We start from the raw sequence: 21,166 nt of genomic DNA, 5'->3' as shown, positions 1-21,166 counted from the left end.
CTTCATTGCATATAATGGCCTCATCGCGGGCAAGCCCGCTCCCACAGGAATTACGCTGTCCTTGTGGGAGCGGGCTTGCCCGCGATGGCGTTTTCGGATCATCAAAAACTGTCCGACGACCGCGCCTTCTCCCGCGCATGATCACGGCTGACCAATCCCCTGGCCACCAGATCCCTCAAGCCCATATCCAGCGTCTGCATCCCCAGCGACCCACCCGCCTGAATCGATGAATACATCTGCGCTACCTTGTCCTCGCGGATCAGGTTCCGGATCGCTGACGTACCGAGCATGATTTCGTGGGCGGCTATACGCCCGCCACCGATTTTCTTCACCAGCGTCTGGGACACCACCGCCAGCAGCGATTCGGAGAGCATCGAGCGCACCATGGATTTCTCGTCCCCCGGAAACACATCGACAATCCGGTCGATGGTCTTCGCCGCCGACGTGGTGTGCAGCGTGCCGAACACCAAGTGACCGGTTTCGGCAGCGGTCAGCGCCAGGCGAATCGTTTCCAGATCGCGCATCTCCCCCACCAGAATTACATCCGGGTCCTCGCGCAACGCCGAGCGCAGAGCGGTGGCGAAGCTGCGGGTATCGCGGTGGACTTCGCGCTGATTGATCAGGCATTTGCGCGACTCATGGACGAACTCGATCGGGTCTTCGATGGTGAGAATATGGTGATGGCGATGGTTGTTCAGGTAGTCAATCATCGCCGCCAGCGTGGTGGACTTGCCGGAACCGGTCGGCCCGGTCACCAGCACCAGCCCTCGGGGCGCATCGGTCATCTTGCGGAACACATCGCCCATGCCCAGTTCGTCCATGCTCAGGACTTTGGATGGAATCGTGCGAAACACCGCGCCGGCGCCCCGACTCTGGTTGAATGCGTTGACCCGGAAACGTGCCACGCCGGGCACGTCGAAGGAAAAGTCGGTTTCCAGATGCTTTTCGAAATCCACCCGCTGGGTGTCGTTCATGATGTCGTAGATCAGCGCCTGTACTTCCTTGTGATCCAGGGGCGGCAAGTTGATACGCCGCACATCACCGTCGACGCGGATCATCGGCGGCAGGCCGGCGGACAGGTGCAGGTCCGAAGCTCCTTGTTTGGCACTGAACGCCAACAACTCAGTGATATCCATAGCACCCCTCAATTCCAGTAGAATGCCGCCAACCTCAGACCTGCTGGCGCCTCTTGAATGTCCACCATAGCAGACAACATTGAACGGGTTAGTTCGCGCATACACGCTGCAACACTCGCCGCCCATCGTGACGAACACAGCGTCCAGCTGCTGGCCGTGAGCAAGACCAAACCCGCACAGGACCTGCGCGAAGCCTATGCCGCCGGCCTGCGCGACTTTGGCGAAAACTACTTGCAGGAAGCCCTGGGCAAGCAGCTCGAATTGGCCGACCTGCCCTTGATCTGGCACTTCATCGGCCCCATTCAATCGAACAAGACTCGCGCTATCGCCGAGCATTTCGATTGGGTGCATTCCGTGGATCGCCTGAAAATCGCACAACGCCTGTCCGAACAACGTCCTGCCGATCTGCCGCCCCTGAACATCTGCATCCAGGTCAACGTCAGCGGTGAAGCCAGTAAATCCGGCTGCACCCCGGCCGACCTTCCGGCCCTGGCCAATGCCATCAGCGCCCTTCCGCGCCTGAACTTGCGCGGGCTGATGGCCATTCCCGAGCCGACGGAAGATCGCGCCGAACAGGATGCCGCTTTCGCCACCGTGCAAAGCCTGCAAGCCAGCCTGAACCTGCCGCTGGACACACTTTCCATGGGCATGAGCCATGACCTTGAGTCGGCCATTGCCCAAGGCGCTACCTGGGTTCGTATTGGTACGGCCCTGTTCGGCGCTCGCGACTACGGTCACCCGTGACCCCATTTATAAGGACCTGACATGAGCAAGACGCGTATTGCCTTTATCGGTGCCGGCAACATGGCCGCCAGCCTGATCGGCGGCCTGCGGGCCAAAGGTCTGGACGCCGCGCAGATCCGCGCCAGCGATCCGGGCGATGAAACCCGTGCTCGCGTGAGCGCCGAACACGGCATCGAAGTGTTCGCCGACAACGCCGAAGCCATTCAAGGTGCGGACGTCGTCGTACTGGCAGTCAAACCCCAGGCGATGAAAATCGTTTGCGAAGCCATTCGCCCAAGCCTGAAACCCGAGCAACTGGTGGTTTCGATTGCCGCCGGCATCACCTGCGCCAGCATGAACAACTGGCTCGGTGCCCAGCCAATCGTGCGCTGCATGCCCAACACTCCGGCACTGCTGCGCCAGGGCGTGAGTGGTTTGTTCGCCACCGCCCAGGTCAGCGCCGAACAGCGCCAGCAAGCCCAGGCACTACTGTCGGCGGTCGGCACCGCCCTGTGGCTGGACGAGGAACAACAGCTGGACGCGGTCACCGCGGTTTCCGGTTCGGGCCCTGCGTACTTCTTCCTGCTGATCGAAGCCATGACCGCCGCTGGCGTGAAGCTCGGCCTGCCGGCAGACATCGCCGCTCAACTGACACTGCAAACCGCCCTGGGCGCCGCGCACATGGCAGTGGCCAGTGACGTCGACGCCGCCGAGTTGCGTCGCCGCGTCACTTCGCCCGCGGGCACGACGGAAGCGGCCATCAAGTCGTTCCAGGCCGATGGCTTCGAAGCACTGGTCGAAAAAGCACTCGGCGCCGCCGCGCACCGCTCGGCCGAGATGGCTGAGCAACTTGGCCGCTAATCAGCACTTAAAAAGGAATCAATAATGCTCGGACTCAATGACGCTGCCATTTTTGTGATTCAAACCCTGGGCAGCCTGTATCTGCTGATCGTGCTGTTGCGCTTCATCCTGCAATTGGTGCGGGCGAACTTCTACAACCCGCTCTGCCAGTTCGCCGTCAAGGCCACTCAACCGCTGCTCAAGCCACTGCGCCGAGTGATCCCGAGCATGTTCGGCCTGGACATGTCCTCGCTGGTACTGGCGCTGCTGGTGCAGATGGCGCTGTTCGCGGTCATCCTGTTGCTCAGCGGCTATGAGATCAACGTGCTGTTCCTGGCGCCATGGGCACTGGTCGGTATCTTCGCGCTGTTTTTGAAGATCCTGTTCTGGGCGATGATCATCAGCGTGATCCTGTCCTGGGTCGCTCCGGGTAGCCACAATCCTGGCGCAGAACTGGTGCAACAGATCACCGAACCGGTGCTGGCGCCGTTTCGCCGGATCATTCCGAACCTAGGCGGCCTCGATATTTCACCGATCTTCGCCTTTATCGCCCTGCAGCTGCTGCAAAGCTGGCTGATCCCGCGCCTGGCGTACTACGCGCTGATGCCGCGTGAGCTGTTTGGCCTGATCTAACGCGTTCGGTAGATCAACCGCGTCATCGTTCATCGCGGGCAAGCCTTGCTCCCACAGGAATTGCGCAAGACCTGTGGGAGCGTGGCTTGCCCGCGATGGCCGCGCCTCGGTCCAGCGGCATGAAATGAGGCCCGGCCTTTGCTTGCCGCTAACCCCAGCGGTCTTTAGACTTACGCCTCATTTCAACGAGAGCAGGGTCGATGCCAGCTGCCTTCCCCCCCGATTCTGTTGGCCTGGTGACGCCGCAAGTGGCGCACTTCAGCGAACCCCTGGCGTTAGCCTGCGGTCGTTCGCTCCCGGCCTATGACCTGATTTACGAGACCTACGGCACGCTGAACGCCACGGCGAGCAACGCCGTGCTGATCTGCCACGCCCTGTCCGGCCATCACCACGCGGCCGGCTTCCACAGCCCCGACGACCGCAAGCCCGGTTGGTGGGACAGCTGCATCGGCCCCGGCAAACCGATCGACACCAGCAAATTCTTCGTGGTCAGCCTTAACAACCTCGGCGGCTGCAACGGCTCCACCGGCCCGAGCAGCATCAATCCGGAGACCGGCAAGCCGTTTGGCGCCGATTTCCCGGTACTGACCGTGGAAGACTGGGTGCACAGCCAGGCACGCCTGGCGGATCTGTTGGGCATCGGCCAATGGGCCGCCGTCATCGGCGGTAGCCTGGGCGGCATGCAGGCATTACAATGGACGATCTCCTATCCGGACCGCGTGCGGCACTGCCTGGCCATCGCCTCGGCACCCAAGCTGTCGGCACAGAACATCGCCTTCAACGAAGTGGCGCGCCAGGCGATCCTCACCGATCCCGAGTTCCACGGCGGTTCGTTCCAGGAACAGGGCGTGATCCCCAAGCGCGGGCTGATGCTGGCGCGGATGGTCGGGCACATCACCTACCTGTCCGACGACTCCATGGGCGAAAAATTCGGTCGCGGCCTGAAAAGCGAGAAGCTCAACTACGACTTCCACAGTGTCGAGTTCCAGGTCGAAAGCTACCTGCGCTATCAGGGTGAAGAGTTCTCCGGGCGTTTCGACGCCAACACCTACCTGCTGATGACCAAGGCCCTGGACTATTTCGATCCGGCGGCCAACTTCGATGATGACCTGGCGAAAACCTTCGCCGGTGCCACCGCCAGGTTCTGCGTGATGTCGTTCACCACCGACTGGCGCTTCTCCCCGGCCCGCTCGCGGGAACTGGTGGATGCGCTGATGGCCGCGCGCAAGGATGTCTGTTACCTGGAAATCGACGCGCCGCAAGGCCACGACGCCTTCCTGATTCCGATCCCGCGCTACTTGCAGGCGTTCGGCAATTACATGAACCGAATTACGTTGTGAGATAGCCATGAGAGCTGATCTGGAAATCATCCAGGAATGGATCCCCGCCGGCAGCCGCGTGCTCGACCTCGGTTGCGGCGACGGCGAACTGCTGACCTGGCTGCGCGACAACAAGCAGGTCACCGGCTATGGCCTGGAAAACGACGCGGACAACATCGCCGAGTGCGTGGCCAAGGGCATCAACGTCATCGAGCAGGACCTGGACAAGGGCCTGGGCAACTTTGCCAGCAACAGCTTCGATATCGTGGTCATGACCCAGGCGCTGCAAGCGGTGCACTATCCGGACAAGATCCTCGACGAAATGCTGCGGGTCGGCCGTCAGTGCATCATCACTTTCCCGAATTTCGGTCACTGGCGCTGCCGCTGGTACCTGGCGAGCAAGGGCCGGATGCCGGTTTCCGAGTTTCTGCCGTACACCTGGTACAACACGCCGAACATTCACTTCTGCACCTTCGCGGACTTTGAAGCCTTGTGCCGCGAACGTGAAGCGAAGGTCATTGATCGGCTGGCCGTGGATCAACAACATCGGCATGGGTGGGCCAGCAAGCTATGGCCTAATCTGTTAGGTGAGATCGGCATTTACCGCGTCAGCAGCCCGGGGCTTGCAGACCACAAGGTTGCGGTCTGAACACCTTATCTGGAGGAGAACGATCATGGGTCGTCTAGCACTGTTTCTACTCACCGCCTGCCTGAGCGTCACGGTCATGGCCGCTGATGCGATCAAAGGTGAACGCAAGGAAGTCTTTGGCGACACGACGGTGCACTACAACACTTTCAACTCCACGTTCCTGACACCGGACATCGCCAAGGCCGCGGAGCTCACCCGCAGCAAGAACCAGGGCGTGATCAACATTTCGGTGATCAAGGATGGCAAACCGCAGATGGCTCAGGTCAGCGGCACGATCAAGGACCTGACCAGCCAGAGCGTGAACCTGAACTTCCGCCAGATCACCGAACAGGGCGCGATCTACTACATCGCCCAATACCCGGTGGATCAGCAGGAAACCCGCACCTTCGACATCAAGGTGCAGACCGGTGACAAAATCAACACCATCAACTTCAACCAAGAGCTCTTTCCCGGCGAATGATCAACTTCACGCAACTCGTACTGGCCAGCCATAACGCCGGCAAACTCAAGGAACTCCAGGCCATGCTCGGCGAGTCGGTGCAACTGCGCTCGATCGGCGAGTTCAGCAGCGTGGAGCCCGAAGAAACCGGTCTGTCGTTCGTCGAGAACGCCATCCTAAAGGCCCGCAATGCCGCGCGCATTTCCGGTTTGCCGGCACTGGCCGACGATTCCGGGCTGGCAGTGGATTTCCTTGGCGGTGCGCCGGGCATCTACTCGGCGCGCTATGCCGACGGCAAGGGCGATGCGGCGAACAACGCCAAACTGCTCGACGTGTTGAAGGACGTGCCAGAAGCCGAACGCGGCGCGCAGTTCGTTTGCGTGCTGGCGCTGGTTCGGCATGCCGACGACCCGCTGCCGATTCTCTGCGAAGGCCTGTGGCACGGGCGCATCCTGACCCAGGCCAGCGGCGAACACGGTTTCGGCTACGACCCGTTGTTCTGGGTGCCTGAGCGCGATTGCTCCAGTGCCGAGCTAAGCCCCGGCGACAAGAACCAGATCAGTCACCGCGCCCGTGCAATGGATCTGCTGCGCCAGCGTCTGGGCTTGAAATGACCATTGAATCATCCGCGCCACTGATCTTCGGCGGCGCGCAAACGCCTCGGGCGGCCTTGCCTGTGCTGCCGCCCCTGGCGCTGTACATCCACATTCCGTGGTGTGTACGCAAATGCCCTTATTGCGACTTCAACTCCCACACCGCCAGCCCGGTGCTGCCGGAAGAAGAGTATGTGGATGCGCTGCTGGCAGACCTTGATCAGGATTTGCACGCCGTCTATGGCCGCGAGCTGAGTTCGATCTTCTTCGGTGGCGGTACGCCGAGCCTGTTCAGCGCCCAGGCATTGGGCCGCTTGCTCAAGGGCGTCGAACAACGCATCCCGTTTGCCAGCGACATCGAAATCACCCTGGAAGCCAATCCGGGAACGTTCGAGCAAGAGAAATTCGTGGCGTACCGGGCACTGGGCATCAATCGCCTGTCGATCGGTATCCAGAGCTTCCAGCAGGAAAAGCTCCAGGCGCTGGGGCGGATCCACAACGGCGACGAAGCGGTGCGAGCGGCTGGAATGGCGCGTCAGGCCGGGTTCGATAACTTCAACCTGGACTTGATGCACGGTTTGCCCGATCAGTCGCTGGACGACGCATTGAGCGACCTGCGCCAGGCCATCGCCTTGAAGCCGACCCATCTGTCCTGGTATCAGCTGACCCTGGAGCCGAATACGGTGTTCTGGAACCAGCCACCGACGCTGCCGGAAGACGACACGCTATGGGACATTCAGGAGGCTGGCCAGGCGCTGCTGGCTGAACACGGTTACGCCCAGTATGAAGTTTCGGCCTACGCCCAGCCCGGTCGTCCGGCACGACATAACCTCAACTACTGGAGTTTCGGCGACTTCATCGGCATCGGGGCCGGCGCCCACGGCAAGCTCAGCCATCCGGACGGACGCATCATCCGCACCTGGAAAACCCGTCTGCCGAAGGACTACCTGAACCCGGCAAAACGCTTTCAGGCCGGCGAGAAAGCGCTGACCAATGAAGAAATGCCGTTCGAGTTCCTGATGAACGCCCTGCGCCTGACCGCGGGTGTCCAGTCGCGACTGTATACCGAGCGCACTGGATTACCCCTGGAAAGCCTGGCCGAAAGCCGCCGCGAAGCCGAACAAAGTGGCCTGCTACAGGTCGAACCGTCACGTCTGGCGGCCACCGAGCGCGGACAACTGTTCCTCAACGACTTGCTGCAGAAATTTCTGAGCTGAATTCAGCCCTAAGGGAAAACGAATGGATTTGATACTCGACCTGCTCGCCACCGTGTCTCGCTGGAGCCGCAGTAACCTCTCGGAAATCGCCCTGGCTTTGGTGGGTTGTCTGCTGGTGCTGTTCGGTGCGGATTTCAAAGGCTGGGTCGAGCAACGCCTGGGCAGCATCGCCGGCGCCTTGCGCGTCCCACTGATGGCCCTGCTGTGCCTGATCGGCAGCGGCGCTGCGCTGATCTATGCCACGCCGTGGATCGTGCGCGGCTTGAGCCAGTTCAACAACTACAGCCTGGCGCCAGTGTTGTTGGTGGTGCTGGTGCTGATCGGCGTCGTCGCAGACCGCCGCTGATTCCAACTACACAAAAAAACTGTGGGAGCAAAGCTTGCTCGCGATTGCAGCCTGACAGTCAGCATAAATGTTGAATGTTGTGGCCTCATCGCGAGCAAGCTTTGCTCCCACAGGTTTTATGCCAGCTTTTCGAACTTCAAGTCCCACACGCCATGCCCAAGCCGTTCGCCACGGCGTTCGAACTTGGTGATCGGGCGCTCGGCCGGGCGTGGAACGCACTTGCCGTCTTCGGCCAGATTGCGATAACCCGGCGCAACGTTCATCACTTCCAGCATGTATTCGGCGTACGGTTCCCAGTCGGTGGCCATGTGCAGAATGCCGCCGACCTTCAACTTGCTGCGCACCAGTTCAGCGAAAGAGGCCTGAACGATCCGGCGCTTGTGGTGACGGCTCTTGTGCCAAGGGTCCGGGAAAAACAGCATCAGGCGATCGAGGCTGTTATCGGCGATGCAGCGGTTGAGCACTTCGATCGCATCGCAATCGTAGACCCGCAGGTTGGTCAGGCCCTGGGTCAGCACGCCATTGAGCAACGCACCGACACCCGGACGGTGCACTTCCACGCCGATGAAATCCTGCTCCGGCGAGGCCGCCGCCATTTCCAGCAGCGAATGGCCCATGCCGAAACCGATTTCCAGCGAGCGCGGGGCCGAGCGACCAAACACTTGGTCGAAGTCCACCGGTGCATCGGCCAGGGGCAGCACGAACAGCGGTGCGCCCTGCTCCAGGCCACGTTGCTGGCCTTCGGTCATGCGCCCGGCGCGCATCACGAAACTCTTGATGCGGCGGTGTTGGCGCTCGTCGCCTTCTTCCGTCTGGATTGGCGTGTCTTTCGATTCAGTCATCAATGGCTCTTACTTGATCAGACCATCCAGCGGCGAAGAGGCGCTGGCATAGAGTTTTTTCGGCATGCGGCCGGCGAGGTAGGCCAGGCGACCGGCAACGATGGCGTGCTTCATGGCTTCGGCCATCATGATCGGCTGCTGGGCGTGGGCGATGGCCGAGTTCATCAGCACCGCGTCACAGCCCAGCTCCATGGAAATGGTGGCATCGGAAGCGGTACCGACACCGGCATCCACCAGCACCGGGATTTTCGCTTCTTCGAGGATGATCTGCAGGTTGTACGGGTTGCAGATCCCCAGGCCCGAGCCGATCAATCCGGCCAGCGGCATCACCGCAATGCAGCCGATTTCCGCCAGTTGCCGGGCGATGATCGGGTCATCGCTGGTGTAGACCATCACGTCGAAGCCTTCCTTGACCAGCGATTCGGCGGCCTTGAGGGTTTCGATCACGTTGGGGAACAGGGTTTTCTGATCCGCCAGCACTTCCAGCTTCACCAGATTGTGGCCGTCGAGCAGCTCACGGGCCAGGCGGCAGGTGCGCACGGCTTCAACGGCGTCGTAGCAACCGGCGGTGTTCGGCAGGAAGGTGTAGCGATCCGGCGAGAGGAAATCCAGCAGGTTCGGTTCGCCCTGGTTCTGGCCGAGGTTGGTGCGGCGCACGGCAAACGTGACAATCTCGGCACCCGAGGCTTCGATGGCCAGGCGGGTTTCTTCCATGTCACGGTATTTGCCGGTACCGACCAGCAAACGCGACTGGTAAGTACGACCGGCCAGGACGAAGGGCTTGTCGCTACGAACGATGCTCATGGGAAATCCTCTGTAGGGGTGAGGTTCTTGCAGAATTCTGTGGCCACTCGGCCGAGGCGACTAGCCGCCGCCGATGGCGTGCACCACTTCGACGTTATCGCCGTCATTGAGTGTGGTATCGGCATGCTGACTGCGCGGGACGATATCCAGATTGAGTTCGACTGCCACACGGCGCCCGGTCAGGTCCAGACGGGTCAGCAGGGCCGCAACGGTTTCACCGTCGGGCAGTTCAAAGGATTCGCCGTTCAACTGAATGCGCATGCCGGATGCCGCCATCATTTTTTGGGGCTGGCATTCTAGCCCGATCGTGACCTAAAGGTCAGCAATAAGCGTCAAGCGGTCAATGGCAAACGCCAGGCGGCGAGGCCCAGGCAGAGCCAGCCCGCGAGGAAGGCCAGGCCGCCGAACGGGGTGACGATGCCGAGCTTGCTGACACCGGTCAGTGTGAGCAGGTACAGGCTACCGGAGAACAGCAGGATGCCGATGGCAAAGGAGGCGCCGGCCCAAGTGACGAGTCGACCCGGAATCTGTGTGGCCAGCAGCGCCACGCCCAGCAGCGCGAGGGTATGCACCAGTTGATAGGTGACGCCGGTGTGGAAGATCGCCAGATACTCGGCACTCAAGCGGTTTTTCAGGCCATGGGCCGCAAAGGCCCCAAGCCCGACTCCGGTGAAGCCGAAAAAAGCGGCCAGCATCAGAAAGCCACGCAGCATGAAGAACTCCAGTCAGACTCGATCAACAGGGTCTGTATAATGGCTCGCTCAACAGGTTCGGCCAAGCCATCTCTATGCTGCGTTTATATTTCCGTCGTTTCACGAAGGCCGTGCTCTGGTTCATGGGCGGCAGCGTATTGCTGGTGCTGATTTTCCGCGTGGTGCCACCACCGGGGACGGCGCTGATGGTCGAGCGCAAGATCGAATCCTGGTTCGACGGCGAGCCCATCGACCTGCAACGCACCTGGACGCCGTGGGAGGACATCTCCGACGACCTGAAAGTCGCGGTGATTGCGGGCGAAGATCAAAAATTCCCGGAGCACTGGGGTTTCGACTTCGGCGCCATTCAGGCTGCCCTGGCCCACAACGAACTCGGCGGTACGATTCGCGGCGCCAGCACCCTGAGCCAGCAAGTCTCGAAGAACCTGTTTCTGTGGTCCGGTCGCAGCTGGCTGCGCAAAGGCCTGGAAGCCTGGTTTACGGGATTGATCGAAGTGCTCTGGCCCAAGCAGCGGATTCTTGAGGTGTATCTCAACAGTGCCGAATGGGATGACGGGGTGTTTGGTGCCGAAGCGGCGGCCAGGCATCACTTCGGCGTGAGTGCAAAGGGTCTCAGTCGCCAGCAATCCAGCCTGCTGGCCGCTGTATTGCCGAACCCGCGAGTATGGAGCGCCAGCCATCCGACTTCTTACGTGGCGCGGCGTGCAGGCTGGATTCGGCGGCAGATGAGTCAGCTCGGTGGTGACAGTTATCTGGTGGAACTCAATGATTCTCGCCGGGCGCCATGGTCTCAATAACACGCACGCCCTATGTAGGAGCAAGGCTTGCCCGCGATGGCGGAGTATCGGTCACTATCACCATCGACTGACACTCCGCCATCGCGGGCAAGCCTTGCTCCTACAGGTTTCGGTGTGATGCAAAACAGTGGACACAAACAAAAACGCCCCGATCAATGATCGGGGCGTTTTTTATTGCCGTTGCCCAGGTTATGCGGCGATCGACAACTTGAGCTTGTTCATCGCGCTCTTTTCAAGCTGGCGAATACGCTCGGCCGACACGTTGTACTTCTGCGCCAGGTCGTGCAGCGTGGCTTTTTCTTCCGCCAGCCAGCGCTGGTAGAGGATGTCACGGCTGCGGTCGTCCAGCACTTCCAGCGCTTCGTGCAGGTTGTGGTTGGAGTTGTCGCTCCAGTCGGCATCTTCCAGTTGACGGGCCGGGTCGTACCGGTGGTCTTCCAGGTAGTTGGCCGGCGACTGGAAAGCACTGTCGTCGTCAGCTTCTGCCGCCGGATCGAAAGCCATGTCGTGGCCGGTCAGGCGGCTTTCCATCTCGCGTACTTCCCGCGGCTCTACGCCAAGGCTTTCCGCCACGCGATGGACTTCCTCGTTGTTCAACCAGGCCAGACGCTTCTTCTGGCTGCGCAGGTTGAAGAACAACTTGCGCTGGGCCTTGGTGGTCGCGACTTTCACGATCCGCCAATTACGCAGGATGAATTCGTGGATTTCAGCCTTGATCCAGTGCACAGCAAAGGACACCAGGCGTACACCCATTTCCGGGTTGAAGCGTTTCACAGCCTTCATCAGGCCAACGTTACCTTCCTGGATCAGGTCAGCCTGAGCCAACCCGTAGCCGGAATAGCTACGAGCAATATGTACGACAAAACGCAGGTGGGCGAGCACCATCTGCCGAGCCGCCTCAAGATCCTGCTCATAATAGAGACTCTCGGCCAGTTCACGCTCCTGCTCCGGCGTCAGCAAAGGAATGCTGTTCACCGTGTGCACATAGGCCTCCAGGTTCGCACCCGGGACCAGAGCATATGCAGGCTGCAAAGAATTGGTCATACGAAAAAACCTCCGACTTACATAACTCGTGCAGTTAAGCACTGCCGAAATTGACCGGAAACCGAAGAACAAGTTCCCAAAAACGCTGAAAGGTCAATACGAGCAAAATGATATTACTTTGGCGCAAGCTCCCTCAGGTGGCGAGCGACTGCAATCCAAGCACCGATATACCCCAACAGCACCGCGCCAAGCAAGAGAGACAGACCGTCGGCTACCGGCACACCGGCCAGCGCAAAATCGCTACCGTACAAACCGGCCAGCCCGACCACCGCGTCGTTCAGCCAGTTCAGGCCGAACGCCAACACGCCCCAGGAAAAAATCCCCGCACCAAAGCCATAAAGCGCGCCCATATAAAGGAAGGGCCTGCGCACATAACTGTCAGTGCCGCCGACGAGTTTAATCACTTCTATCTCTGTGCGGCGGTTTTCAATATGAAGACGAATGGTATTGCCTATCACCAAAAGTAATGCAGAAACCAGAAGCACGGTCAGACCGAAGACAAAACGGTCACCCAGCTTGAGGATCGCTGCCAGACGCTCGACCCAGACTAGATCAAGCTGCGCCTGTTGTACCTTCGGCAACTCGGAAAGTTTTTGTCTTAATGCTTCAAGCGCGGGCTTGTCGACTTCATTTGGCGTCACCAACACCACGCCCGGCAGCGGATTCTCCGGCAACTCCTTGAGCGCCTCGCCCAGACCGGATTGTTGCTGGAACTCTTCCAGCGCCTGGTCCCGACCGACGTACTCGGCATCGGCCACGCCGGGCATGCCCTTGATTTGCTCGCGCAGCGCCTCGCCATCAGCCGGACTGGCTTCGAGTTGCAGGTACAGGGAAATCTGCGCCGCGCGTTGCCACGAACCGCCCAGACGTTCCACGTTACTTAGCAAAAGTGACAGCCCCATAGGCAAACTCAGGGCCACCGCCATCACCAGGCAGGTGAAAAAGCTGCCGATGGGTTGCTTGCCCAGACGACGCAGACTGTCCAGCAGACTGGCGCGATGACTTTCGATCCACGCACGAAACAACGTGGCAAAGTCCGGCCCATCGTCATCGTCGTGTTTTTTCTTCTGCGGCTGCGGGTCGGCGGCTTTCGGCGCCACACGCTCGGAAACCTTGGGACTACGTGTTGCACTCATACGCCGGCCTCCCCGTCGCCGATCAATCGACCGCGCTGCAAGGTCAGCATGCGGTGACGCATGCGCGCGATCAGGGCCAGGTCGTGACTGGCGATCAGCACGCTGGTGCCCAGACGGTTGATGTCTTCGAACACACCCATGATTTCCGCCGCCAGGCGTGGGTCGAGGTTACCGGTCGGTTCGTCCGCCAGCAGCAGGGCCGGGCGGTGAACGATGGCACGGGCGATGCCGACGCGCTGTTGCTGACCGGTGGACAAATCGCCGGGATACAAATCGGTCTTGTCCGACAGCGCCACGCGCTCCAGAGCCGAATCCACGCGCTTGGCGACTTCGGCCTTGGACAGGCCCAGTATCTGCAACGGCAACGCGACGTTATTGAATACGGTGCGATCGAACAACAATTGGTGGTTCTGGAACACTACGCCGATCTGTCGGCGCAGAAACGGAATCTGCGCATTGCTGATGGTGCTCAGATCCTGCCCGGCCAGCAGCAGCTTGCCGCTGGTCGGACGCTCCATGGCCAGCAACAACCGCAACAAGGTGCTTTTACCAGCGCCGGAATGGCCGGTGACAAACAAAAACTCGCCCCGACGGACTCGAAAGCTCAGCTCATGCAAGCCGACGTGACCGTTCGGGTAGCGTTTACCGACCTGTTCGAAACGAATCATGAACGCTCCCGCTCGGCAAACAGTGCCTGGACAAAGGGTTCAGCTTCAAAGGTGCGCAAATCGTCGATGCCTTCACCGACGCCGATATAACGAATCGGCAGGCCAAACTGCTTGGCCAGGGCAAAAATCACCCCGCCCTTGGCGGTGCCATCGAGCTTGGTCAGCGCCAAGCCGGTCAATGCGACGGTCTGGTTGAATTGCTTGGCCTGGTTGATGGCGTTCTGGCCGGTGCCGGCGTCGAGTACCAGCAGCACTTCGTGAGGCGCGTCGGCGTCGAGCTTGCCGATTACCCGGCGAACCTTCTTCAGCTCTTCCATCAGGTTGTCTTTGGTGTGCAGGCGACCGGCGGTGTCGGCGATCAACACATCAATGCCACGGGCCTTGGCGGCCTGCACGGCGTCGAAAATCACCGAAGCGGAATCGGCGCCGGTGTGCTGGGCGATGACCGGAATCTTGTTGCGCTCGCCCCAGACCTGCAATTGCTCGACCGCCGCGGCACGGAAAGTATCGCCAGCAGCAAGCATGACTTTCTTGCCTTCCAGCTGCAGCTTCTTCGCCAGCTTGCCGATGGTGGTGGTCTTGCCGGCACCGTTGACACCGACGACGAGAATCACGAACGGCTTGTTCTGCGAGGTGATTTTCAGCGGTTGCTCGACGGGCTTGAGCATTGCCGACAGCTCGCCCTGCAAGGATTTGTACAGCGCATCGGAATCGGCCAGCTCTTTACGCGCGACCTTCTGGGTCAGGCGCTGGATGATCACCGAAGTGGCTTCCACACCGACGTCAGCGGTCAGCAGACGGGTTTCGAGATCATCGAGCAACTCGTCATCGATGGCCTTCTTGCCCAGGAACAGGCTGGCCATGCCTTCGCCGATGCTGGCGCTGGTCTTGGACAGGCCTTGCTTGAGGCGGGCGAAGAACCCGGCTTTGGTTTCTTCGGTGCGTGGTGGCTCGACCGGGGTTTCTGCGGGAACAACAATAGGCGCAGCGACAATCGGTGCCGGTGCTTGAACAACCGGTGCGGCCGGAGCAACGAATGCAGGAATCACAGGTTCTGGAGCAACAGGCGCAACGGGCGCAACGGGCGCAACGGGCACAGGCTCGGCGACAACCACGGGCGCCACAACCGGTTCAACCACCGGCGCTTGAACCGGCTCAGGTGAAAACACGGGTGGTGCTGGAATCGGCGGTGTAACGTGCGGCGCCAAGTCGTCCACGACCAGTGCCACCGGCTCTTCCGCCACAGGCAAGGTCAGCCACGGCTTGGCGACTGGAGGCAGAGGCTGTTCGGCCACGATTTCAGGTTCGACTTCCACCACCGGTTGCAGCACCGGGTCGGCGATCGGCAATACTGCCGGCGCAGGCTCGGCGTCTATTACCGGTACCGGCGCAGGTGTTGGCTCGGAAAGTGGTTGTGGCTGTTCGACGGCGGGTTCCTGCGGCTTTTTGCGCAGCCATCCGAACAGGCTTTTTTTCTCGCCAGCCGCAGCTGGGGTCTTCTTGTCGTCGTTGGAACCAAACATGGGGGACGGCTATCTCACGGTAGCGACGCGCCAACGGGCGCCCCGGCAAATAAATATTCGATGCAGAACAGACTGCGATTGACGCAGCTTGTTCACGCGCAACATTTTGTCGAGGTGCGAACGGCACCTCACGGAAACGATTTCACGAAGGACTAAAGCGGCAAAATCGGTGAAAAAGCAGAGTTTAGTTGACAAAACCCAGTCTTCTGCCGAAAACCCATACAACCTGATCAAACACAAAGGCCTGATAGGCGTGGCCGCCAGTAAAACGGATCAGTATCCTAGCACCTCCTCGCCCGCCTAGGCTAAGACCAAGCGGGCAGCCCAACAGGTTTAAAAACGAATGAATGCTCTAGCCCGCCGCGCCGCAGGCCTGCTGCTCAGCACAGTTTGTCTGCCCCTCTCAGCCTTGGCTGCAGATCCACAACCCACCCACGAATTTACCCTCGACAATGGTTTGAAGGTCGTCGTGCGCGAAGATCATCGCGCTCCGGTGGTGGTTTCCCAGGTCTGGTACAAGGTCGGCTCCAGCTACGAAACCCCTGGGCAGACCGGTCTGTCCCACGCCCTGGAACACATGATGTTCAAGGGCAGCGAGAAAGTCGGCCCTGGCGAAGCCTCGCTGATCCTGCGCGACCTTGGCGCCGAAGAAAACGCTTTCACCAGCGACGATTTCACCGCCTATTACCAGGTACTGGCCCGCGACCGCCTGGGCGTGGCCTTCGAGCTTGAAGCCGACCGCATGGCCAGCCTGCGCCTGCCGGCCGACGAGTTCGCCCGCGAGATCGAAGTCATCAAGGAAGAACGTCGGCTGCGTACCGACGACAAGCCGATGTCCAAGGCCTACGAGCGTTTCAAGGCCATGGCTTACCCGGCCAGCGGCTACCACACGCCCACCATCGGCTGGATGGCGGATCTGGACCGCATGAAGGTCGAAGAGCTGCGCCACTGGTATCAGTCCTGGTACGTGCCGAACAACGCCACGCTGGTGGTGGTCGGTGACGTGACCCCGGACGAAGTCAAAACCCTGGCCCAGCGTTACTTCGGGCCGATCGCCAGGCGCGACGTGCCGCCGGCGAAGATTCCGCTGGAACTGGCCGAGCCCGGCGAGCGGCAGATCACCCTGCACGTGAAGACCCAATTGCCCAGCCTGATGCTGGCGTTCAACGTGCCGAGCATCGCCACGACCGAAGACAAACGCTCGGTGAATGCCTTGCGCCTGATTTCCGCTCTGCTCGACGGTGGCTACAGCGCGCGCATCCCGACTCAACTGGAGCGTGGCGAAGAACTGGTGTCCGGCGGTTCGTCGAGTTATGACGCCTACACCCGGGGCGACAGCCTGTTCTCCCTGTCGGCCACGCCCAACAGCCAGAAGAAAAAGACCATCGCCCAGGCCGAAGCCGGTTTGTGGAAACTGCTCGAACAACTGAAAACCACCGCGCCGTCCGCTGAAGAACTGGAACGCGTGCGCGCGCAGGTCATCGCCGGGCTGGTTTACGAGCGCGACTCGATCACCAGCCAGGCCACCGCGATTGGCCAACTGGAGACGGTCGGCTTGTCCTGGAAGTTGATGGACACCGAGCTCGCCGAGCTGGAAAGCGTGACACCGGAAGATATCCAGAAAGCCGCCAAGCTGTATTTCACCCGCGAACGTCTCAGCGTCGCCCATGTACTGCCGGAGGAGACGACTCATGAGTGAATCCAAGAAACCTCGGCTGGCCCTGGTCAGCCTGCTCGCTGTGGCCCTGATCGGGTCTGCCGCCTTCTATTTTTCCAGGACCGGCGAGTCCAATGCCAGCGAAGCACTGGACAAGGCCAAGGCCAGCCAGAAGCTGCAATCGTTGACAGAACTCAACGGCAAGTCACCGAGCCACCGCAAACTCGACGTGCAAACCTGGAACACCGCCGAAGGCGCCAAGGTGCTGTTCGTCGAAGCCCGCGAGCTGCCCATGTTCGACATGCGCCTGATCTTTGCCGCCGGCAGCAGCCAGGATGGCGACGCCCCTGGCCTGGCATTGCTGACCAACGCCATGCTGAACGAAGGCGTGGCCGGCAAAGATGTCAGCGCCATTGCCCAAGGCTTCGAAGGCCTGGGCGCCGATTTCGGTAACGGCGCCTACAAAGACATGGCCGTCGCGTCGCTGCGCAGCCTCAGCGCCGTGGACAAGCGTGAACCGGCCTTGAAGCTGTTCGCCGAAGTCGTCGGCAAACCGACCTTCCCCGCCGACTCCTTTACCCGCATCAAAAACCAGATGCTCGCCGGCTTCGAATACCAGAAACAGAACCCCGGCAAGCTGGCCAGCCTTGAGTTGATGAACCGCTTGTATGGCGATCATCCGTACGCCCATGCCAGCGACGGCACGGCGAAAACCGTTCCCGCCGTCACTCTGGCGCAGCTGCGCGGGTTCCACGAAAAAGCCTATGCGGCGGGTAATGTGATCATTGCGCTGGTCGGCGACTTGTCTCGCGCCGAGGCCGAAGCCATTGCCGCACAGGTATCCATTGCCCTGCCCAAAGGCCCGGCGCTGCCGAAAATCCCGCAACCGGCCGAGCCCAAGGCCAGCATCGGCCACATCGAATTCCCGTCCAAACAGACCAACCTGATGCTCGCGCAACTGGGCATCGATCGGGATGACCCGGATTACGCGGCACTGTCCATGGGCAACCAGATCCTCGGCGGTGGCGGTTTCGGCACGCGACTGATGAGCGAAGTGCGCGAGAAGCGTGGCCTGGCTTATGGTGTGTATTCGGGCTTCACGCCGATGCAGGCGCGCGGCCCGTTCATGATCAACCTGCAGACCCGCGCCGAAATGAGCGAAGGCACCCTGAAGCTGGTGCAGGACGTCCTCGCCGACTACCTCAAGACCGGCCCGACCGAAAAAGAACTCGACGACGCCAAGCGCGAACTGGCCGGCAGCTTTCCGTTGTCTACCGCCAGCAATGCCGACATCGTCGGCCAACTGGGTGCGATCGGCTTCTACAACCTGCCGTTGAGTCATCTGGAAGACTTCATGCAACAGTCCCAGGACCTGACCGTGGAGCAAGTCAGGGCCGCACTGAACAAACACCTGAGCACGGATAAAATGGTCATCGTCAGCGCTGGCCCGACTGTGCCGCAAAAGCCGTTACCGGCCCCTACTGATAAACCTGCCGAGCAACCGCTCGGGGTTCCGGAGCATTAATGGCCACTCAATCGAAATCCAAAAAGCCCGTGCACAACGGCGTCAACCAGTTGCGCATCATCGGTGGCGAATGGCGCAGCCGCAAGCTGAGCTTCCCCGATGCCCCGGGCCTGCGCCCGACGCCGGACCGGGTGCGTGAAACCCTGTTCAACTGGCTCGCGCCGTACGTTCCAGGTGCCAAGGTGCTCGACCCGTTCACCGGCAGCGGCGCGCTGTTTCTGGAAGCCTTGTCCCGCGGCGCAGCCATGGGCCAGGCGCTGGACGCCAGCAGCCTTGCGGTGTCCAGCCTCAAGGAGCACCTGGGCACGCTGCGTTGCACCACTGGCCAGGTCCAGACCGCCGATGCCCTGCGCTACCTGGAAACCCAAACAGCAACGGCCTATGACCTGGTGTTCCTCGACCCGCCGTTCAACCAGAACCTGCTGCCCGCCGTGTGCAAGTTGCTCGAAGAACGCCAGTGGCTGGCCGAGGATGCCTGGGTGTACACCGAGAGCGAATCCGCACCGTCGACACTCGGCCTGCCGGGCAACTGGCGCTTGCACCGGGAGCAAAAGTCCGGGCGGGTCTATTATTCGTTGTGGCAACGTATGGCAGAGATCGCCGGCTGATCGACCGGCCTGAACAAAGCGCACGCCTCTAACCAGGCGTGTGCTGCGGCTTCGAGAACAATCGTGTCCCATCCGTCAGAACGCTTCACCCCCGCCTTCGGCCTTGGCAACCCGCACTTGCAAACCTTGTGGGGACCGCTGTGGCGCAAAACGACTCATATCCAGCGCGAACGTGAACGTTTGTGGCTGGAGGATGGTGATTTCCTCGACCTCGACTGGCATGGCCCGCACAGCGCAGATGCGCCCTTGGTGCTGGTGCTGCACGGGCTGACCGGTTCGTCGAATTCGCCTTACGTGGCCGGGATGCAAAAAGCATTGGGTGACCGGGGCTGGGCCAGCGTTGCGCTGAACTGGCGCGGCTGCTCCGGCGAGCCCAATCTATTGCCGCGCAGCTACCATTCCGGCGCCAGCGAAGACCTGGCCGAAACCATCCAGCACCTGCGGGCCAAACGGCCTCTCGCGCCGTTGTACGCGGTCGGTTATTCCCTGGGGGGTAATGTCCTGCTCAAGCATCTGGGCGAGAGCGGCCATGACAGCGGCGTGCTCGGCGCAGTGGCGGTATCGGTACCGTTTCGCCTGGATCAGTGCGCCGACCGGATCGGCCAGGGTTTCTCGAAGGTCTATCAGGCGCATTTCATGCGCGAGATGCTGGCCTACATCAAGAACAAGCAACGCCAATTCCAGCATGACGGGCGCGAGGATGGCCTGGCGGCACTGGCAGCGCTGGGCTCGCTGGAAAACCTGCGCACGTTCTGGGATTTCGATGGCCGGGTGACCGCGCCACTGAACGGCTTCGTCGATGCAGAGGATTACTATCGTCGCGCGTCGAGTCGCTATTTCCTCGGGGAAATTCATACGCCGACCCTGATTATTCAGGCAGCCGACGATCCCTTTGTCTTTCCCCACAGCCTGCCGCAAACCGATGAGTTGTCCGCCTGCACGCAATTCGAATTACAGGCCAGGGGTGGGCATGTCGGGTTTGTCGACGGCTCGGTCCGGCAGCCGGGTTACTACCTGGAACGGCGCATACCCCAGTGGCTGGCCACAGTGAGGCGCGAGTAAGTCATGGGGACCGATCAGGGCGAATCGATCCATTTCTGGCAAACGGCGCCATTGGCCGGGGTCGAATTATTGTCGGCGCGCTACATCGAACACCGTTTCGCGCCCCACGTGCATGACGGCTACGTGATCGGCATGATCATGGCCGGTGCCCAGCGTTACCGCTATCGCGGTGCCGAGCACCTGGCGGGCAGCGGCACGCTGGTGCTGATCAATCCGGACGAACTGCACACCGGTCACAAGGGTACGGAAGACGGTTGGTTGTATCGGGCGTTTTATCCGGACAGCCGCCAGATTCTGTCGTTGCTCGCCGAACTCGAACTGCCGACCCACAACCTCCCGGTGTTTGGCGCCACGCTGTACCGCGACCCGGACCTGGTCAACGGTTTCTGCCAATTGCATCGCTTGTTGGAAAGCCCATCCACGGCCCTGCAACAGCAGACGGCCTGGCGCGAGCTGATGCTGTCATTGTTGCAGCGTCATGCGGCCGTTGCGGATGCCGGCAAGCCGGGCAAGGAACACCGGGCGGTGACGCTGGCCAAGGAGCTGCTGTACGCGCAGCTGGCGGCACCGCCTTCGCTGGAAGAATTGGCGGCAGCGGTGAATCTGTCGCCCTTTCACTTCGCCCGGGTATTTCGCCGCGCCACCGGCATGCCGCCGCACACCTGGCTGATGCAACAGCGCATTGCCCGGGCACGGGCGTTGTTGCAGGGAGGATGCTTGCCACTGGAAGTTGCCACGCAGCTGGGGTTTGCCGACCAGAGCCATCTGAGTCGGCAGTTCAAGCAGGTATATGGGGTGGGGCCGGGGGCGTATCGCAGTGCCCGGCAATTAATCACGGCACGTCTCTAATGTAGGAGCGAGCCTGCTCGCGATGGCGGTGTGTCAGTCAACA

24 protein-coding genes are annotated in these 21,166 nt (G+C 61.0%); 15 read left to right on the top strand and 9 right to left on the bottom strand.

Annotation, left to right across the window (positions count from 1 at the left end; genetic code table 11):
- Window positions 1–101: 101 nt before the first annotated feature.
- Window positions 102–1,136, bottom strand: a complete 1,035-nt coding sequence (locus GPL81_RS01060) for a type IV pilus twitching motility protein PilT (protein ID WP_160104859.1) — start codon at window positions 1,134–1,136, stop codon at window positions 102–104.
- A gap of 57 nt (window positions 1,137–1,193) precedes the next feature.
- On the opposite strand from GPL81_RS01060, the gene GPL81_RS01055 reads away from it, so the two are divergent.
- The 9 genes from GPL81_RS01055 to GPL81_RS01015 all read left to right on the top strand — a co-directional run bounded on the left by GPL81_RS01055 (window position 1,194) and on the right by GPL81_RS01015 (window position 7,895).
- Window positions 1,194–1,880 (top strand): YggS family pyridoxal phosphate-dependent enzyme, encoded by a 687-nt coding sequence (locus tag GPL81_RS01055; RefSeq protein ID WP_160104858.1) that lies wholly within the window; start codon window positions 1,194–1,196, stop codon window positions 1,878–1,880.
- Between the two features lie 21 nt (window positions 1,881–1,901).
- Window positions 1,902–2,720 (top strand): pyrroline-5-carboxylate reductase, encoded by an 819-nt coding sequence (proC, locus tag GPL81_RS01050; RefSeq protein WP_160104857.1) that lies wholly within the window; start codon window positions 1,902–1,904, stop codon window positions 2,718–2,720.
- Between the two features lie 24 nt (window positions 2,721–2,744).
- Window positions 2,745–3,332 (top strand): YggT family protein, encoded by a 588-nt coding sequence (locus tag GPL81_RS01045; protein ID WP_160104856.1) that lies wholly within the window; start codon window positions 2,745–2,747, stop codon window positions 3,330–3,332.
- Between the two features lie 200 nt (window positions 3,333–3,532).
- Window positions 3,533–4,672: a homoserine O-succinyltransferase MetX gene (gene metX / locus GPL81_RS01040; protein ID WP_160104855.1), complete on the top strand. Its 1,140-nt coding sequence runs from the start codon at window positions 3,533–3,535 to the stop codon at window positions 4,670–4,672.
- 7 nt (window positions 4,673–4,679) lie between these two features.
- Window positions 4,680–5,300, top strand: coding sequence for a methionine biosynthesis protein MetW (gene metW, locus GPL81_RS01035; protein WP_060542415.1), 621 nt, complete (start codon window positions 4,680–4,682; stop codon window positions 5,298–5,300).
- Between the two features lie 25 nt (window positions 5,301–5,325).
- Window positions 5,326–5,760, top strand: coding sequence for a DUF4426 domain-containing protein (locus GPL81_RS01030; RefSeq protein WP_160104854.1), 435 nt, complete (start codon window positions 5,326–5,328; stop codon window positions 5,758–5,760).
- Window positions 5,757–6,353 carry an RdgB/HAM1 family non-canonical purine NTP pyrophosphatase gene (rdgB, locus tag GPL81_RS01025; RefSeq protein ID WP_033043028.1) on the top strand — a complete coding sequence of 199 codons (597 nt, stop codon included), beginning with the start codon at window positions 5,757–5,759 and terminating at the stop codon, window positions 6,351–6,353. The genes GPL81_RS01030 and rdgB overlap by 4 nt, the downstream gene beginning before the upstream one ends.
- Window positions 6,350–7,549 carry a radical SAM family heme chaperone HemW gene (gene hemW / locus GPL81_RS01020; protein WP_160104853.1) on the top strand — a complete coding sequence of 400 codons (1,200 nt, stop codon included), beginning with the start codon at window positions 6,350–6,352 and terminating at the stop codon, window positions 7,547–7,549. The genes rdgB and hemW overlap by 4 nt, the downstream gene beginning before the upstream one ends.
- A gap of 22 nt (window positions 7,550–7,571) precedes the next feature.
- Window positions 7,572–7,895, top strand: coding sequence for a DUF3392 domain-containing protein (locus GPL81_RS01015; protein ID WP_096514400.1), 324 nt, complete (start codon window positions 7,572–7,574; stop codon window positions 7,893–7,895).
- Between the two features lie 116 nt (window positions 7,896–8,011).
- Here GPL81_RS01015 and trmB read toward each other — a convergent pair whose 3' ends face one another.
- The 4 genes from trmB to GPL81_RS00995 form a co-directional block, all read right to left on the bottom strand.
- Window positions 8,012–8,737: a tRNA (guanosine(46)-N7)-methyltransferase TrmB gene (gene trmB, locus GPL81_RS01010; protein ID WP_160104852.1), complete on the bottom strand. Its 726-nt coding sequence runs from the start codon at window positions 8,735–8,737 to the stop codon at window positions 8,012–8,014.
- Between the two features lie 9 nt (window positions 8,738–8,746).
- Window positions 8,747–9,541: a thiazole synthase gene (locus GPL81_RS01005; protein ID WP_096514398.1), complete on the bottom strand. Its 795-nt coding sequence runs from the start codon at window positions 9,539–9,541 to the stop codon at window positions 8,747–8,749.
- A gap of 60 nt (window positions 9,542–9,601) precedes the next feature.
- Complete coding sequence (gene thiS, locus GPL81_RS01000; RefSeq protein ID WP_007953386.1) at window positions 9,602–9,802, bottom strand: sulfur carrier protein ThiS; 201 nt, start codon at window positions 9,800–9,802, stop codon at window positions 9,602–9,604.
- A 71-nt stretch (window positions 9,803–9,873) separates the two neighbouring features.
- Entirely contained in the window at window positions 9,874–10,254 is a 381-nt protein-coding gene (locus GPL81_RS00995; protein WP_160104851.1) for a DUF423 domain-containing protein, read from the bottom strand.
- A 74-nt stretch (window positions 10,255–10,328) separates the two neighbouring features.
- Here GPL81_RS00995 and mtgA point away from each other — a divergent pair, with 74 nt between their 5' ends.
- Window positions 10,329–11,051: a monofunctional biosynthetic peptidoglycan transglycosylase gene (gene mtgA, locus GPL81_RS00990; RefSeq protein ID WP_160104850.1), complete on the top strand. Its 723-nt coding sequence runs from the start codon at window positions 10,329–10,331 to the stop codon at window positions 11,049–11,051.
- Between the two features lie 189 nt (window positions 11,052–11,240).
- Here the strand turns inward: mtgA and rpoH are convergent, their stop codons facing one another.
- The 4 genes from rpoH to ftsY form a co-directional block, all read right to left on the bottom strand.
- Entirely contained in the window at window positions 11,241–12,095 is an 855-nt protein-coding gene (gene rpoH, locus GPL81_RS00985; protein WP_047534555.1) for an RNA polymerase sigma factor RpoH, read from the bottom strand.
- Window positions 12,096–12,208: 113 nt separating this feature from the next.
- Window positions 12,209–13,231: a permease-like cell division protein FtsX gene (gene ftsX, locus GPL81_RS00980; protein WP_160104849.1), complete on the bottom strand. Its 1,023-nt coding sequence runs from the start codon at window positions 13,229–13,231 to the stop codon at window positions 12,209–12,211.
- Window positions 13,228–13,899, bottom strand: coding sequence for a cell division ATP-binding protein FtsE (gene ftsE / locus GPL81_RS00975; RefSeq protein ID WP_077046069.1), 672 nt, complete (start codon window positions 13,897–13,899; stop codon window positions 13,228–13,230). Before ftsE ends, ftsX begins: the two co-directional genes overlap by 4 nt.
- Entirely contained in the window at window positions 13,896–15,422 is a 1,527-nt protein-coding gene (gene ftsY / locus GPL81_RS00970; protein ID WP_160104848.1) for a signal recognition particle-docking protein FtsY, read from the bottom strand. The genes ftsE and ftsY overlap by 4 nt, the downstream gene beginning before the upstream one ends.
- 343 nt (window positions 15,423–15,765) lie before the next feature.
- Between ftsY and GPL81_RS00965 the strand changes: the two genes are divergently transcribed.
- From GPL81_RS00965 to GPL81_RS00945, 5 genes are all read left to right on the top strand, one after another.
- Window positions 15,766–17,121, top strand: coding sequence for a M16 family metallopeptidase (locus GPL81_RS00965; protein ID WP_160104847.1), 1,356 nt, complete (start codon window positions 15,766–15,768; stop codon window positions 17,119–17,121).
- The gene (locus GPL81_RS00960; RefSeq protein WP_160104846.1) at window positions 17,114–18,604 is read left to right on the top strand and encodes a M16 family metallopeptidase; all 1,491 of its coding nucleotides are present in this window, start codon (window positions 17,114–17,116) and stop codon (window positions 18,602–18,604) included. The genes GPL81_RS00965 and GPL81_RS00960 overlap by 8 nt, the downstream gene beginning before the upstream one ends.
- Entirely contained in the window at window positions 18,604–19,212 is a 609-nt protein-coding gene (gene rsmD / locus GPL81_RS00955; RefSeq protein WP_160104845.1) for a 16S rRNA (guanine(966)-N(2))-methyltransferase RsmD, read from the top strand. The genes GPL81_RS00960 and rsmD overlap by 1 nt, the downstream gene beginning before the upstream one ends.
- Window positions 19,213–19,275: 63 nt before the next feature.
- Window positions 19,276–20,274 (top strand): hydrolase, encoded by a 999-nt coding sequence (locus tag GPL81_RS00950; protein WP_160104844.1) that lies wholly within the window; start codon window positions 19,276–19,278, stop codon window positions 20,272–20,274.
- 3 nt (window positions 20,275–20,277) lie between these two features.
- Window positions 20,278–21,123 (top strand): AraC family transcriptional regulator, encoded by an 846-nt coding sequence (locus GPL81_RS00945; protein WP_160104843.1) that lies wholly within the window; start codon window positions 20,278–20,280, stop codon window positions 21,121–21,123.
- Window positions 21,124–21,166: the final 43 nt, after the last annotated feature.

Source organism: Pseudomonas izuensis (assembly GCF_009861505.1).
Lineage (GTDB): Bacteria > Pseudomonadota > Gammaproteobacteria > Pseudomonadales > Pseudomonadaceae > Aquipseudomonas > Aquipseudomonas izuensis.
This window is presented reverse-complemented; position numbering and strand designations above follow the sequence as displayed.

Bases quoted from the DNA above. Each gene is read 5' to 3' on its own strand.
- rpoH (WP_047534555.1), bottom strand. From the start codon at position 12,095: ATGACCAATTCTTTGCAGCCTGCATATGCTCTGGTCCCGGGTGCGAAC.
- GPL81_RS00945 (WP_160104843.1), top strand. From the start codon at position 20,278: ATGGGGACCGATCAGGGCGAATCGATCCATTTCTGGCAAACGGCGCCA.
- GPL81_RS00965 (WP_160104847.1), top strand. From the start codon at position 15,766: ATGAATGCTCTAGCCCGCCGCGCCGCAGGCCTGCTGCTCAGCACAGTT.
- GPL81_RS01030 (WP_160104854.1), top strand. From the start codon at position 5,326: ATGGGTCGTCTAGCACTGTTTCTACTCACCGCCTGCCTGAGCGTCACG.
- GPL81_RS01060 (WP_160104859.1), bottom strand. From the start codon at position 1,136: ATGGATATCACTGAGTTGTTGGCGTTCAGTGCCAAACAAGGAGCTTCG.
- metX (WP_160104855.1), top strand. From the start codon at position 3,533: ATGCCAGCTGCCTTCCCCCCCGATTCTGTTGGCCTGGTGACGCCGCAA.
- mtgA (WP_160104850.1), top strand. From the start codon at position 10,329: ATGCTGCGTTTATATTTCCGTCGTTTCACGAAGGCCGTGCTCTGGTTC.
- ftsE (WP_077046069.1), bottom strand. From the start codon at position 13,899: ATGATTCGTTTCGAACAGGTCGGTAAACGCTACCCGAACGGTCACGTC.
- GPL81_RS01015 (WP_096514400.1), top strand. From the start codon at position 7,572: ATGGATTTGATACTCGACCTGCTCGCCACCGTGTCTCGCTGGAGCCGC.
- ftsX (WP_160104849.1), bottom strand. From the start codon at position 13,231: ATGAGTGCAACACGTAGTCCCAAGGTTTCCGAGCGTGTGGCGCCGAAA.
- GPL81_RS00960 (WP_160104846.1), top strand. From the start codon at position 17,114: ATGAGTGAATCCAAGAAACCTCGGCTGGCCCTGGTCAGCCTGCTCGCT.
- ftsY (WP_160104848.1), bottom strand. From the start codon at position 15,422: ATGTTTGGTTCCAACGACGACAAGAAGACCCCAGCTGCGGCTGGCGAG.
- thiS (WP_007953386.1), bottom strand. From the start codon at position 9,802: ATGCGCATTCAGTTGAACGGCGAATCCTTTGAACTGCCCGACGGTGAA.
- rdgB (WP_033043028.1), top strand. From the start codon at position 5,757: ATGATCAACTTCACGCAACTCGTACTGGCCAGCCATAACGCCGGCAAA.
- hemW (WP_160104853.1), top strand. From the start codon at position 6,350: ATGACCATTGAATCATCCGCGCCACTGATCTTCGGCGGCGCGCAAACG.
- GPL81_RS01005 (WP_096514398.1), bottom strand. From the start codon at position 9,541: ATGAGCATCGTTCGTAGCGACAAGCCCTTCGTCCTGGCCGGTCGTACT.
- GPL81_RS00995 (WP_160104851.1), bottom strand. From the start codon at position 10,254: ATGCTGCGTGGCTTTCTGATGCTGGCCGCTTTTTTCGGCTTCACCGGA.
- GPL81_RS01045 (WP_160104856.1), top strand. From the start codon at position 2,745: ATGCTCGGACTCAATGACGCTGCCATTTTTGTGATTCAAACCCTGGGC.
- trmB (WP_160104852.1), bottom strand. From the start codon at position 8,737: ATGACTGAATCGAAAGACACGCCAATCCAGACGGAAGAAGGCGACGAG.
- proC (WP_160104857.1), top strand. From the start codon at position 1,902: ATGAGCAAGACGCGTATTGCCTTTATCGGTGCCGGCAACATGGCCGCC.
- metW (WP_060542415.1), top strand. From the start codon at position 4,680: ATGAGAGCTGATCTGGAAATCATCCAGGAATGGATCCCCGCCGGCAGC.
- rsmD (WP_160104845.1), top strand. From the start codon at position 18,604: ATGGCCACTCAATCGAAATCCAAAAAGCCCGTGCACAACGGCGTCAAC.
- GPL81_RS01055 (WP_160104858.1), top strand. From the start codon at position 1,194: ATGTCCACCATAGCAGACAACATTGAACGGGTTAGTTCGCGCATACAC.